Source organism: Caballeronia calidae (genome assembly GCF_900044055.2).
GTDB lineage: Bacteria > Pseudomonadota > Gammaproteobacteria > Burkholderiales > Burkholderiaceae > Caballeronia > Caballeronia calidae.
In genome coordinates, this window is sequence record NZ_FCOX02000032.1 from 65,670 (window position 1) to 79,404 (window position 13,735).

9 protein-coding genes and 1 riboswitch are annotated in these 13,735 nt (G+C 64.8%); of the genes, 8 read left to right on the forward strand and 1 reads right to left on the reverse strand.

The window, feature by feature from the left end; genetic code table 11:
* Positions 1–157: 157 nt before the first annotated feature.
* Together AWB78_RS25550 and AWB78_RS25555 are read left to right on the forward strand one after the other, a co-directional pair.
* A complete protein-coding gene (locus AWB78_RS25550; RefSeq protein WP_062608756.1) occupies positions 158–4,861 on the forward strand; it encodes a glutamate synthase-related protein in 4,704 nt (1,567 codons plus the stop codon).
* Between the two features lie 78 nt (positions 4,862–4,939).
* Positions 4,940–6,406 carry a glutamate synthase subunit beta gene (locus AWB78_RS25555; protein ID WP_062608757.1) on the forward strand — a complete coding sequence of 489 codons (1,467 nt, stop codon included), beginning with the start codon at positions 4,940–4,942 and terminating at the stop codon, positions 6,404–6,406.
* A 75-nt stretch (positions 6,407–6,481) separates the two neighbouring features.
* Here the strand turns inward: AWB78_RS25555 and AWB78_RS25560 are convergent, their stop codons facing one another.
* Positions 6,482–8,224, reverse strand: a complete 1,743-nt coding sequence (locus AWB78_RS25560) for an ABC transporter ATP-binding protein/permease (RefSeq protein ID WP_062608758.1) — start codon at positions 8,222–8,224, stop codon at positions 6,482–6,484.
* 229 nt (positions 8,225–8,453) lie between these two features.
* Positions 8,454–8,578: riboswitch (TPP riboswitch) on the forward strand.
* A 181-nt stretch (positions 8,579–8,759) separates the two neighbouring features.
* Here AWB78_RS25560 and AWB78_RS25565 point away from each other — a divergent pair.
* From AWB78_RS25565 to mlaE, 6 genes are all read left to right on the forward strand, one after another.
* A complete protein-coding gene (locus tag AWB78_RS25565) occupies positions 8,760–9,899 on the forward strand; it encodes an FAD-dependent oxidoreductase (RefSeq protein ID WP_374729490.1) in 1,140 nt (379 codons plus the stop codon).
* Between the two features lie 15 nt (positions 9,900–9,914).
* On the forward strand, positions 9,915–10,112 hold the full coding sequence (gene thiS / locus AWB78_RS25570; protein ID WP_062608759.1) for a sulfur carrier protein ThiS: 198 nt from the start codon (positions 9,915–9,917) through the stop codon (positions 10,110–10,112).
* Positions 10,113–10,136: 24 nt separating this feature from the next.
* Entirely contained in the window at positions 10,137–10,943 is an 807-nt protein-coding gene (locus AWB78_RS25575; protein ID WP_062608760.1) for a thiazole synthase, read from the forward strand.
* Positions 10,940–12,025 (forward strand): thiamine phosphate synthase, encoded by a 1,086-nt coding sequence (gene thiE / locus AWB78_RS43845; protein ID WP_074173536.1) that lies wholly within the window; start codon positions 10,940–10,942, stop codon positions 12,023–12,025. Before AWB78_RS25575 ends, thiE begins: the two co-directional genes overlap by 4 nt.
* Positions 12,026–12,122: 97 nt before the next feature.
* Entirely contained in the window at positions 12,123–12,938 is an 816-nt protein-coding gene (locus tag AWB78_RS25585) for an ABC transporter ATP-binding protein (protein ID WP_062608761.1), read from the forward strand.
* A complete protein-coding gene (mlaE, locus tag AWB78_RS25590) occupies positions 12,935–13,702 on the forward strand; it encodes a lipid asymmetry maintenance ABC transporter permease subunit MlaE (protein ID WP_062608762.1) in 768 nt (255 codons plus the stop codon). The genes AWB78_RS25585 and mlaE overlap by 4 nt, the downstream gene beginning before the upstream one ends.
* Positions 13,703–13,735 lie beyond the last annotated feature (33 nt).

Consider the following 13,735-nt stretch of genomic DNA (forward strand, 5'->3'; position numbering starts at 1 on the left):
TTCGTCGCGTATATTTCGTTTTCCGGCGATTGCCGCGGTGCAGCGTGCCGCGCACGACCGTGCTTCGTGACACATCAAGTTGAAAAAAGACCGTCGCAAGCGACAAGAAAATGGTTCAACGGCCGAGTCGGCCCCTCACAGTAGAGACGGTGTCCCCATGAACGATCATCAGCAACCGGCAGTCGGTTCGCTTCCCGCCGCGCAGGGCATGTACGACCCTGCGAACGAACACGACGCCTGCGGCGTCGGCTTCGTCGCCCATATCAAGGGGAAAAAGAGCCACGAGATCATTCAGCAGGGTCTCAAGATTCTCGAAAATCTCGACCACCGCGGCGCGGTCGGCGCCGATCCGCTGATGGGCGACGGCGCGGGCATCCTGATCCAGGTGCCGGACGGCTTCTATCGCGAGGAAATGGCCAAGCAGGGCGTGACGTTGCCGCCGGCTGGCGAATACGGCGTCGGCATGATCTTCCTGCCGAAGGAGCACGCATCGCGTCTCGCGTGCGAGCAGGAGCTGGAGCGCACGGTGAAGGCCGAAGGTCAGGTCGTGCTCGGCTGGCGCGATGTGCCGGTGGATTCCAACATGCCCATTTCGCCGACCGTGAAGGCGAGCGAGCCGCTGATCCGTCAGATCTTCATCGGCCGCGGCAAGGACATCGTCGTGACGGACGCGCTCGAGCGCAAGCTGTACATCATCCGCAAGACGGCGAGCCACCGCATTCAGGCGCTGAAGCTCAAGCACGGCAAGGAATACTTCGTGCCGTCGATGTCGTCGCGCACGGTCGTCTACAAGGGGCTGCTGCTCGCGGGGCAGGTTGGCGTGTATTACCGCGACCTGCAGGACGAGCGCGTCGTGTCGGCGCTCGCGCTCGTGCACCAGCGGTTCTCGACGAACACGTTCCCGGCGTGGGAACTCGCGCACCCGTACCGCATGATCGCCCACAACGGTGAAATCAACACCGTGAAGGGCAACGTCAACTGGCTGAACGCGCGCACCGGCGCGATCGCGTCGTACGTGCTCGGCGACGATCTCCCGAAGCTCTGGCCGCTGATCTATCCGGGCCAGTCGGATACCGCTTCGTTCGACAACTGTCTCGAACTGCTCGTGATGGCCGGCTATCCGCTCGTCCACGCGATGATGATGATGATCCCCGAAGCGTGGGAACAGCACACGCTGATGGATGACAACCGCCGCGCGTTCTACGAGTATCACGCCGCGATGATGGAGCCGTGGGACGGCCCCGCCGCGATCGCGTTCACGGACGGCCGCCAGATCGGCGCCACGCTCGATCGTAACGGCCTGCGTCCGGCGCGCTACCTCGTCACCGATGACGACCTGGTGATCCTCGCGTCGGAATCCGGCGTGCTGCCCATTCCCGAATCGAAGATCGTTCAGAAGTGGCGTCTGCAGCCGGGCAAGATGTTCCTGATCGACATGGAGCAGGGCCGCATCATCCAGGACAAGGAACTGAAGGACAACCTGTCCAACGCCAAGCCGTACAAGAGCTGGATCGAAGCCGTGCGCATCAAGCTCGACGAAATCGAGCCGAAGGCGGAAGACGTCGAAACGCAGCGTCGCGAAGCCGCCGCGCTGCTCGATCGTCAGCAGGCGTTCGGCTATACGCAGGAAGATCTCAAGTTCCTGATGGCGCCGATGGCGCAAGCGGGCGAGGAAGCCGTCGGTTCGATGGGCAACGACTCGCCGCTCGCGGTCATGTCCAACAAGAACAAGACGCTCTACAACTACTTCAAGCAGTTGTTCGCCCAGGTGACGAACCCGCCGATCGACCCGATCCGCGAAAACCTGGTGATGTCGCTCGTCTCGTTCATCGGTCCGAAGCCGAATCTGCTCGACACGACCAACATCAACCCGACGATGCGCCTCGAAGTGTCGCAGCCCGTGCTCGACTTCAAGGACATCGCGAAGATCCGCGCGATCGACAAGTACACCGGCGGCAAGTTCGGCTCGTACGAACTGAACATCTGCTATCCGTCGGCGTGGGGCAAGGAAGGCATCGAGGCGCGCATCGCGTCGTTGTGCGCGGAGGCCGTCGATGCCGTGCGTTCCGGCTACAACATCCTGATCGTGTCCGATCGCAAGATGGACCGCGACAACGTCGCGATTCCCGCGCTGCTCGCCACGTCCGCGATTCACTCGCATCTCGTCGCGCACGGTCTGCGCACGAGCACGGGTCTCGTCGTGGAAACGGGCTCCGCGCGTGAGACGCATCACTTCGCGCTGCTCGCGGGCTACGGCGCGGAAGCCGTTCACCCTTACCTCGCGCTGGAAACGCTCGCCAACCTGGCCGAAGGCCTGAAGGGCGACCTGTCGGCCGAGAAGGTGATCTACAACTTCACGAAGGCAGTCGGCAAGGGCCTCCTGAAGGTCATGTCGAAGATGGGCATTTCGACGTACATGTCCTACACCGGCGCGCAGATTTTCGAAGGCGTCGGCCTGTCGGCGGAACTCGTCGAGAAGTACTTCAAGGGCACGGCGTCGAAGGTCGGCGGCATCGGCATCTTCGAAGTGGCGGAAGAAGCGATTCGCCTGCATCGCGACGCCTTCGGCGACAACCCGGTTCTCGCGAACATGCTCGACGCGGGCGGTGAATACGCGTATCGCGTGCGCGGCGAAGAGCACATGTGGACGCCGGACGCGATCGCCAAGCTGCAGCACTCGGCGCGCAGCAACTCGTATCAGACGTACAAGGAATACGCGCACATCATCAACGACCAGACGAAGCGTCACATGACGTTCCGCGGTCTGTTCGAGTTCAAGGTCGAACCGACGAAGGCGATCCCGCTCGACGAAGTGGAATCGGCGAAGGACATCGTCAAGCGCTTCGCGACCGGCGCGATGTCGCTCGGCTCGATTTCGACCGAAGCGCACGCCACGCTGGCTGTGGCGATGAACCGCATCGGCGGCAAGTCGAACACCGGCGAAGGCGGCGAGGACGAAACGCGTTATCGCAACGAACTGCGCGGCATTCCGATCAAGAACGGCGATTCGTTGCAATCGATCATCGGCAAGGAAGTCATCACCGACATCCCGCTGAAGGACGGCGATTCGCTGCGCTCGAAGATCAAGCAGGTCGCGTCGGGCCGCTTCGGCGTGACGGCGGAGTATCTGTCGTCGGCGGATCAGATCCAGATCAAGATGGCGCAGGGCGCGAAGCCGGGCGAAGGCGGTCAGCTGCCGGGCCACAAGGTCTCGGATTACATCGGCAAGCTGCGTTACTCGGTGCCGGGCGTGGGCCTCATTTCGCCGCCGCCGCACCACGACATCTATTCGATCGAAGACCTGGCGCAGCTCATTCACGATCTGAAGAACGTGAATTCGTCGTCGAGCATTTCGGTGAAGCTGGTCTCGGAAGTGGGCGTCGGCACGGTTGCCGCGGGCGTCGCGAAGGCCAAGGCGGATCACGTTGTGATCGCGGGTCATGACGGCGGCACGGGCGCATCGCCGCTGTCGTCGCTCAAGCACGCGGGCACGCCGTGGGAACTCGGCCTCGCCGAAACGCAGCAGACGCTCGTGCTGAACCGCCTGCGCGGCCGCATCCGCGTGCAGGCCGACGGCCAGATGAAGACCGGCCGCGACGTCGTGATCGGCGCGCTGCTCGGCGCGGACGAGTTCGGCTTCGCGACGGCGCCGCTCGTCGTCGAAGGCTGCATCATGATGCGCAAGTGCCATCTGAACACGTGCCCGGTCGGCGTCGCGACGCAGGATCCGGTGCTGCGCGCGAAGTTCACGGGCCAGCCGGAACACGTCGTCAATTACTTCTTCTTCGTCGCGGAAGAAGTGCGCGAAATCATGGCGCAGTTCGGCATCCGCAAGTTCGATGACCTGATCGGCCGCGTCGATCTGCTCGACATGAAGAAGGGCATCGAGCACTGGAAGGCGAAGGGTCTCGACTTCTCGCGCATCTTCTATCAGGTGCCGGTTGCCGAAGACGTCGCGCGCAAGCACGTCGATGTGCAGGATCACGGTCTCGACAAGGCACTCGATCACACGCTGATCGAGAAGTCGAAGGCGGCGATCGAGAAGGGCGAGCATGTGTCGTTCATCCAGCCGGTGCGCAACGTGAACCGCACGGTCGGCGCGATGCTGTCCGGCCTGATCGCGAAGAAGCACGGCCACGACGGTTTGCCGGATGACGCGATCCATATTCAGCTGAAGGGCACGGCGGGCCAGAGCTTCGGCGCGTTCCTCGCGAAGGGCGTGACGCTCGATCTCGTCGGCGACGGCAACGACTACGTCGGCAAGGGTCTGTCGGGCGGACGCATCATCATTCGCCCGACCAACGACTTCCGCGGCAAGTCCGAGGAAAACATCATCTGCGGCAACACGGTGATGTACGGCGCGATCGAAGGCGAATCGTATTTCCGCGGCGTCGCGGGCGAGCGCTTCTGCGTGCGTAACTCGGGCGCGACGGCGGTCGTCGAAGGCACGGGCGATCACGGCTGCGAATACATGACGGGCGGCACGGTGGTCGTGCTCGGCGAGACGGGCCGCAACTTCGCGGCGGGCATGTCGGGCGGCATCGCGTTCGTGTACGACCCGGACGGCACGTTCGCCGGTAAGTGCAACAAGTCGATGGTCGCGCTCGATCCGGTTCTGCAACAGGCGGAACAGGAGCGCACGATCGATCGCGCGCTGTGGCACACCGGCAAGACCGACGAAGCGCTGCTCAAGGGCCTGATCGAGCGTCACTTCCAGTTCACCGGCTCGCCGCGCGCGAAGTCCCTGCTCGAAAACTGGGATTCGGCGCGCCGTCAGTTCGTGAAGGTGTTCCCGACCGAGTACAAGCGCGCGCTCACCGAGATGGGCGCGAAGAAGTCGAAGGACGCCATCGCGGCCTGAAGCGGTTTTTAACGATAGAAGGCCTTCCCGATGCGAGTGCGTCGGGAAGCAGGTCCCTCACTGTACATAGAGAAAGAAATGGGCAAGGCAACCGGTTTTCTCGAGTTCGAACGCCGCCACGAGGCGTACGAAGCACCGCTGACCCGCGTCAAGCACTACAAGGAATTCGTCGCTGCGCTGACCGATGAAGACGCGAAGGTTCAAGGCGCGCGCTGCATGGATTGCGGCATCCCGTTCTGCAACAACGGCTGCCCGGTCAACAACATCATTCCGGACTTCAACGATCTCGTGTTCCAGCAGGACTGGAAGAGCGCGATCAATGTGCTGCATTCGACGAACAACTTCCCGGAGTTCACGGGCCGCATCTGTCCGGCGCCGTGCGAAGCGGCTTGCACGCTCGGCATCAACGACGATCCGGTCGGCATCAAGTCGATCGAGCACGCGATCATCGACAAGGCTTTCGCCGAAGGCTGGGTCGTGCCGCAACCGCCGAAGCACAAGACGGGCAAGAAAGTGGCCGTCGTCGGTTCCGGGCCCGCGGGTCTGGCTGCCGCGCAACAACTGGGGCGCGCCGGGCACGATGTCGTCGTGTTCGAGAAGAACGATCGCATCGGCGGTCTGCTGCGTTACGGCATCCCCGACTTCAAGCTGGAGAAGTGGCTGATCGACCGCCGCATGCGCCAGATGGAAGCGGAAGGCGTGTCGTTCCGCACGAACGTGTTCATCGGCAAGGATGCGCTGCCGGAGTACATCGCGAATACGGCGAAGGAAACCATCACGCCGGACGAACTGAAGGAACAGTTCGACGCGGTCGTGATCGCGGGCGGCTCGGAAATGCCGCGCGATCTGCCGGTGCCGGGGCGCGAACTGGAAGGCATCTATTACGCGATGGAATTCCTGCCGCAGCAGAACAAGGTCAACGCGGGCGACAAGCTCACGGATCAACTGCTCGCGAAGGGCAAGCATGTCGTCGTGATCGGCGGCGGCGATACGGGTTCGGATTGCGTCGGCACGTCGAATCGTCATGGCGCGAAGGGCGTCACGCAGTTCGAACTGCTCGCGCAGCCGCCCGAGGAAGAGAACAAGCCGCTCGTGTGGCCGTACTGGCCGATCAAGCTGCGCACGTCTTCTTCGCACGAAGAAGGTTGCGAGCGCGACTGGTCGGTCGCGACGAAGCGTTTCGAGGGCAAGAACGGCAAGGTTGAAAAGCTGATTGCGGTTCGCGTCGAATGGAAGGGCGGCAAGATGGTCGAAGTGCCGAACTCCGAGTTCGAACTGAAGGCCGATCTCGTGCTGCTCGCGATGGGCTTCACGCAGCCGGTGTCGCCGGTGCTGGACGCGTTCGGCGTCGAGAAGGATGCGCGCGGCAACGTGCGTGCCGCGACCGAAGGCGACAAGGCGTATTACACGTCGGTGGACAAGGTGTTCACGGCGGGCGATATGCGTCGCGGACAGTCGCTGGTCGTGTGGGCGATTCGCGAAGGACGTCAGTGCGCGCGTTCCGTCGATGCGTATCTGATGGGTTCCAGCGAGTTGCCGCGTTAAACAGGCTTCGACGCTCGATGTAGAAAGGCCACGCGATTGCGTGGCCTTTTTGCTTTCTACGCTGCGCGAGCGCGTTCAGGCTTCGGCCATCGCCCGCTCGATCTCGATCTTGTAGTCATGGAACATCGCCACCGACTCGCGATGCGCGACGCTCAAGATAGCCGCCTTCGGCAGACGCTCGGTGAGCGTGTTGTAGATATGCAGTTCATTCTCGGCATCGAGCGCGCTGGTGGCTTCATCGAGGAAGAGGAAGTCGGGCTTGTGCAGGAGCACGCGCGCCGCGGCCAGCCGTTGCTGCTCGCCAGGCGACAGACTGCGCGCCCAATGCGCGCTCTCATCCAGCCGGTCCGCATAAGCCTCGAGATTGCACACACGCAGCGCGTCGCGCGATTCGTCGTCGCTGAACGTGCCGCCCGGCGACGGATACGATAGCGCCGCGCGCAACGTGCCGATCGGCAGATAGCTCATCTGCGGGATGAACATCATCTTCGCGTCGACGGGCGCGTCGATGGTGCCGTCGCCGAACGGCCACAAGCCTGCGAGCGCGCGCATCAGCGTGCTCTTGCCCGACCCCGACGGCCCGACGACGAGCCAGCGCGATCCCGGCTCGATGGAAACATCTGTCACGCGCGAAAGCGGTGTGCCGTTCGGCAGCGCGAGCATGAGGCCTCTGGTCGTGAGCGAAGGCGTGCTCGTGTAATGCAGGTTGATGCCGCCGCGCTCCGTCGCCGGCGACGTTTCCTCGCGGATATGCGTCGAGCGCATCACGCGCTTGAATTCGCGCAGACGGTTGACGGTGGCGCGCCATTCGACCAGCGTCGAATAACTGTTGATGAACCAGGAAAAGGAATCGCTGACCGTGCCGAACGCCGATGAAATCTGCATCAGCACGCCGAATGAAAACGCGCCGGCGAAGTAGCGCGGCGCCGCGACCATGATCGGGAAGATGATCGCGATCTGCCCGTAGAAGCTCAGCACGAAGGTCATGCGCTTCGTGTACTTCATGATCATCCACCAGTTGTCGCGGATGCGCTGGAAGATGGTCTTCGCATTCGCCGTCTCGGTGGCGATGCCGTCGTAGAACGCGATCTGCTCGGCGTTCTCGCGCACGCGGATCAGGCCGAAGCGGAAATCCGCCTCCACCTTCTGCTGCTGATAGTTGATCGACACGAGCGGATGCCCGACCTTCTGGATGATGAGCGAGCCGAGAATCGCATACAGCGCGGCGGCCCACACCATATAGCCCGGAATGGTGATCGGCGTGCCGCCGAGCGTGAGCGTCAGCGCGCCCGCGATGGTCCACAGAATCGTGATGAAGGTGACGAGCGTGACGAGCGTCGAGAGCAGATCGAGGGACAGCGATAGGGTCGTCGTGGCGAAGGACTGCAGGTCGTCCGAGATACGCTGGTCGGGGTTGTCGGCGAGGCGGTCGCGCTCGATGCGGTAGAACGCCTTGTCGCCGAGCCACTGCTCCAGAAACCGGTTGGTGAGCCACTGCCGCCAGCGGAACGCGAGCATCTGCCGCAGATAGCGCCCGTACACCGCGAGCAGGATGTACGCGAACGCGAGGCCCGTGAAGATCAGCAGCAGATGCGGAAAGTCCTTGACGTTCTTGTTCTGCAGCGCGTTGTAGAAGTCGGCGTTCCAGCTGTTGAGGCGGACGTTGATCCACACGACCGTCATGTTGATCGCGATGATCGCGACGAGCAGCCCCCACGCGACGCGGCGTTCCTCCGACACCCAGTAGGGCTTGATGAGGCTCCACGCCGAAACTTCGTCGGCCTTCTGCTGCGTATTTTCGATGCGAGTGTTGGTCATGAGCTTCCTGCTGATGCGCCTCGACGCGCCCGAAGGCGACGCCCGCGGCCGGGCTGCGCGCGGCTTTTTGAGTCCGTAAATTCTTCCGGGGTTCTCTTAACGCTCACTTAATTTCGCGCGATCGTTCGGTGAACCATGCTCGCGGCATTGTGCCAGAGTGCCGCCGCACGGGATAAAAGCCGGGCAATCCCCGTTTGCAGCGGGTTCGGCTTTCATGTTTTAATGATCCTCGACGAAACAGGGGTGCTTCGCGCGCATCCGCGGCCGGATCGGTCACCAGCGCGGCGAGGCTGAGAGAGACCCTTTGCACCCGATCCGGGTAATACCGGCGAGGGAAGTTTCCGGAGATCGCGCGACACCTGGCGCCCCTCCAGTCTCTTCCGTATCTTCATTCCGCCCGGCGCGTATCATCCGAAGCCGGGCCGGTCTCTCCCCTGATTTCGTCCTTGTGATGTGGCGCCGCGCCGGCATGGTCGAGATCGCGTACTTCGTCTCCCCCGTGCAGTGCCGCGCCACGGCTATGGGAGACATCGAATTGAACAGGATCGAACAGGGCGCCGCGCGCCGGCCGGATTTCGCCGTCGTCGGCGGCGGGCTCGTGGGGCGGCTCGTTGCGTGGCAGCTCGCGGGCGCGGGCCATGATGTCGCGCTCTACGAACGCGGCGATGCAGCGGGCACGCAATCGGCGGCGTGGGTCGCCGCGGCGATGCTCGCGCCGCTCGCGGAGGCGGCGAGCGCCGAGCCGCTCGTCGTCGGGCTCGGGGCGGCGTCGCTCGGGCGCTGGCCGCGTCTCATCGCGCAACTGCCCGAACCGGTGTTCTTCCAGCGCCACGGCACGCTGGTCGTCTGGCATGGCGCCGATCGCGCCGAGGCGCCGCTCTTCGAGCGCCGCTTGCGCGCCAACTCGCCCGCCGTTCTGCTCGATGGCGGATTCGTCAAGCTCGCGGGCGCGCAGGTTGCCCAAGCTGAACCCGCGCTCGGGACGCGCTTCGCGCAGGGCTGGCTGCTGCCGAACGAAGGGCAACTGGACAACCGTCAGGCGTTGAGCGCGCTCGCGGCGGGTCTCGCCGCGCGCGGCGTGCGTACGCACTGGAACACGCCCGTCGATGCGATGCCGGATGCGCGCTGGATCGTCGATTGCCGCGGCCTGGGCGGCAAGCCCGCGTGGCCCGCGCTGCGCGGCATTCGCGGCGAAGTCGCCCGCGTGCATGCGCCGGGCATCGGGCTTTCGCGGCCGGTGCGGCTGCTGCATCCGCGCTATCCGCTCTACATCGCGCCGAAGGAAAACGATCTGTATGTGATCGGCGCAACGGAAGTGGAGGGCGAGGACATGTCGCCCGTGAGCGTGCGCTCGGCGCTCGAACTGCTGAGCGCCGCGTTCGCCGTGCATCCGGGCTTCGGCGAGGCGCGCATCCTCGAACTCAATTCACATTGCCGGCCGACCTTGCCGGATCATCGCCCGGCGATCGTCTGGGACGGGGCGCGGACCTTGCGCGTGAACGGCCTCTACCGGCACGGCTTCATGATCGCGCCGGAAGTCGCCGATGCCGCGTGCGGCATGGCCGAAGCGCTCATGTCCGGCGATGTCGCCGATCACGATGCATTCGCGCAGTTCCGCCAAGCCGCGCGCTGGCCCGAACTGCTTCACGACGAAACCGCGGTCGCCGCGCTCTAGTCAACAGGAAAAAGCATGAACATCCACATCAATCAACGCGTCTTCGACTTGCACGATGCCGCGACCGTCACCGAAGCGCTCACCGCATTCGGCGCGAAGCCGCCGTTCGCGGTCGCGCTGAACGGCCAGTTCGTCGCGCGCGGCGAGCACGCGACGAAGACGCTCGCCGCCGGCGACAAGCTCGATGTCGTGTCGCCCGTCGCGGGCGGCTGAATTCCGAAACCGAAGGATCGAACCATGACCACACAGACCGCCGACGTCCTCATGCTCTACGGCGAGGCGTTTCCGAGCCGCGTGCTGCTCGGCACGTCGCGTTATCCGTCGCTGCAATCGCTTTCCGACTCCATCGACGCCGCGCGGCCGGGCATGGTCACGGTCGCGCTGCGCCGCCAGTCGGAGACGGGCGAAGCCGGCTTCTTCGACGTATTGAAGCGCCACGGCGTCGCGCTTTTGCCGAACACGGCCGGGTGCCAGAGCGTCGACGAAGTGCTGACGACCGCGCACATGGCGCGCGAAGTGTTCGACACGCCGTGGATCAAGCTCGAGCTGATCGGCGACGACTACACGCTGCAGCCCGATCCGATCGGGCTCGTCGAAGCGGCGGGCAAGCTGATCCGCGAGGGCTTCAAGGTGCTGCCGTACTGCACGGAGGATCTCGTGATCGGGCGGCGCCTGCTCGATGTCGGCTGCGAAGCGCTGATGCCGTGGGGCGCGCCGATCGGCACCGGCAAGGGCGTGACCAATCCGTACGGGCTGCGCACGCTGCGTGAGCGCCTGCCGGACACGCCGCTGATCGTCGATGCGGGTCTCGGCGTGCCGTCGCACGCGTGTCAGGTAATGGAGTGGGGCTTCGACGGCGTGCTGCTCAACACCGCCGTCTCGCAGGCGACGTTTCCGCCGCAGATGGCGCGCGCGTTCGCGCTCGGCGTCGAAGCGGGGCGCACCGCGTTCCTCGCCGGTCCGATGGCCGAGCGCGACAGCGCGCAGGCGAGCACGCCGGTCGTCGGCATGCCGTTCTGGCATCAGGACGGAGGCGCGGCATGAGCTTGCTGAATCGCGAAGTCTTCTGGCCCCCGGCGGACGAGCTGATCGAAGTCGCCGAGCGGATTCGCGCGCGTCTGGGCGACTGGCCCGCGGCCGAAACGCGCTGGCGCATCTGCCTGACCGCGCCCGAATCGCCTAAAGCGGACGATCTGATCGTATTCACCGAGCCGCATGACGCGGACATCGACCGGCTCGCGAAAAGCGGCGCGGCGCTCGTCGAAGCGCACGGCGGCCGCGTCACGTTGCGTCGCGGCGAGGAGCGTTTCGCGCTGGAAGGCGAATGGTCGGATGACTGGCTGGCCGCGCTCGCCGCCTTCCTCGACTGCAATTTCGAGCCGCACGATGCGCTCACGCTCGCGCTTGCCTGGCGCGCCGGCGACGAGAAAAAGGACGACGCGTGGCCCGTCGATTTCGCGACTTTTCCCCGCGTCGCCGATTTGCCCGCCGCGCCCGAGGGCGGCTTTGCTCCGTGCACGGACCGCCTCGGCCTTTATCCGGTGCTGCCGGACGCCGAATGGGTCGAGCGCGTGCTCGATCTCGGCGTTCGCACCGCGCAATTGCGTCGCAAGTCGACGGACGCCTCCGATCTGCAACGCGAAATCGCGCGCTCGGTCGAAGCGGGGCGTCGCCATGACGCGCAGCTTTTCATCAACGATCACTGGCGCGAGGCGATCGCGGCGGGCGCGTATGGCGTGCATCTCGGTCAGGAGGACGTGCAGACCGCCGATCTGAACGCGATCGCGAAAGCGGGCCTGCGCCTCGGATTGTCGACGCACGGCTACTACGAGATGCTGCGCGCGCTGCATTTCAGACCGAGCTATCTCGCGCTCGGCGCCGTCTTCCCGACGACGACGAAAGTCATGCCGACCAAGCCGCAAGGGCTCGCGCGGCTCGGCCGCTACGTGCAATTGCTGTCGGGGCGCGTGCCGCTCGTCGCGATCGGCGGGATCGACGCCAAGGTCATGCCCGATGTCCTCGCGACGGGCGTCGGCAGCGCGGCGGTCGTGCGCGCGGTGACCGAGGCGGTGGACGCGGCGGCAGCGGTGTCATCGTTGCAACAGATGTTTGCAAGGCAACGGTAAAGAGTCCCAAAAACAAAAGGGGGCGGGATTAGGCAAAGCACCGATTGCGCGCAGGCCCTATAATTCGGCGTTTTGCGTCAACGGGACCTCTTACCCAGTGCCTGCTTCCTCCCAGACTCTGCTGGAGCTACGCGACCTCGATTTCGGCTACGGCGACCGACTCATTCTGTCGAACCTGAACATGCGCTTCACGCGTGGGCAGGTGGTCGCGGTCATGGGTGGCTCCGGCTGCGGCAAGACCACGACCCTGCGCCTCGTCGGCGGACTCGTCAAGGCGAACCGCGGCCAGGTGCTGTTCGACGGACAGGACGTCGGCGCGCAGACGCGCGAGGGCCTTTACGCGCTGCGCCGCAAGATGGGCATGCTGTTCCAGTTCGGCGCGCTGTTCACCGACCAGACCGTGTTCGAGAACGTGGCGTTTCCGCTGCGCGAGCACACCGATCTGCCGGAAGACCTGATCCGCGACCTCGTGCTGATGAAGCTGAACGCGGTCGGATTGCGCGGCGCGCGCGATCTCGCGCCGTCCGAGATTTCGGGCGGCATGGCGCGCCGCGTCGCGCTCGCCCGCGCCATCGCGCTCGATCCCCAGCTGATGATGTACGACGAGCCCTTCGCCGGCCTCGATCCCATTTCGCTCGGCATCACCGCGCAACTCATCCGCACGATCAACGACGCGCTCGGCGCGACTTCCATCCTCGTCACGCATGACGTGCCCGAGTCGTTCGCGATCGCGGACTACGTGTACTTCATCGCGAACGGCGGCATTCACGCCGAGGGCACGCCGGCACAACTGCGCGCGTCGCAGGACCCGACCGTGCGCCAGTTCATCGACGGCACGCCGGACGGCCCCTTCAAGTTCCACTATGCGAGCACGCCGCTCGCGGCGGACTTCGGCATCGGAGGGCAGGCATGATCAGCGCACTCGGACGCTGGGTGCTCGACGGTTTCGGCACCGCGGGCTACGCGACGCGCATGTTCCTGCGCCTCGTGTTCGAATTCTTTCCGCTGTTGCGGCGCCCGCGCCTCGTCACGAAACAGATCCACTTCGTCGGCAACTATTCGCTCGTGATCATCGCGGTGTCGGGCTTGTTCGTCGGCTTCGTGCTCGGCTTGCAGGGCTACTACACGCTGAGCCGTTACGGCTCGGAACAGGCGCTCGGCCTGCTGGTCGCGCTGTCGCTCGTGCGCGAACTCGGCCCGGTCGTGACGGCGCTGCTCTTCGCGGGGCGCGCGGGCACGTCGCTGACCGCCGAAATCGGCCTGATGAAGGCCGGCGAGCAACTCACGGCGATGGAAATGATGGCCGTCGATCCGCTCAAGGTGGTCGTCGCGCCGCGCATGTGGGCGGGTATCGTCGCGATGCCGGTGCTGGCCGCTATCTTCAGCGCGGTCGGCATCATCGGCGGCTATGTCGTCGGCGTGATGCTGATCGGCGTCGATCCGGGCGCGTTCTGGTCGCAGATGCAAGGCGGCGTGGACGTATGGCGCGATGTCGGCAACGGCGTCATCAAGAGCATCGTGTTCGGCTTCGCGGTGACGTTCATCGCGCTGTTCCAGGGCTACGAGGCGAGACCGACGCCGGAAGGCGTGTCGCGCGCGACGACGAAAACTGTCGTGTACGCATCGCTCGCCGTGCTCGGGCTCGATTTCCTGCTGACCGCACTGATGTTCAGCTAATGGACCAAGCGCAGGCGCCCGGCAAAAGGGTGC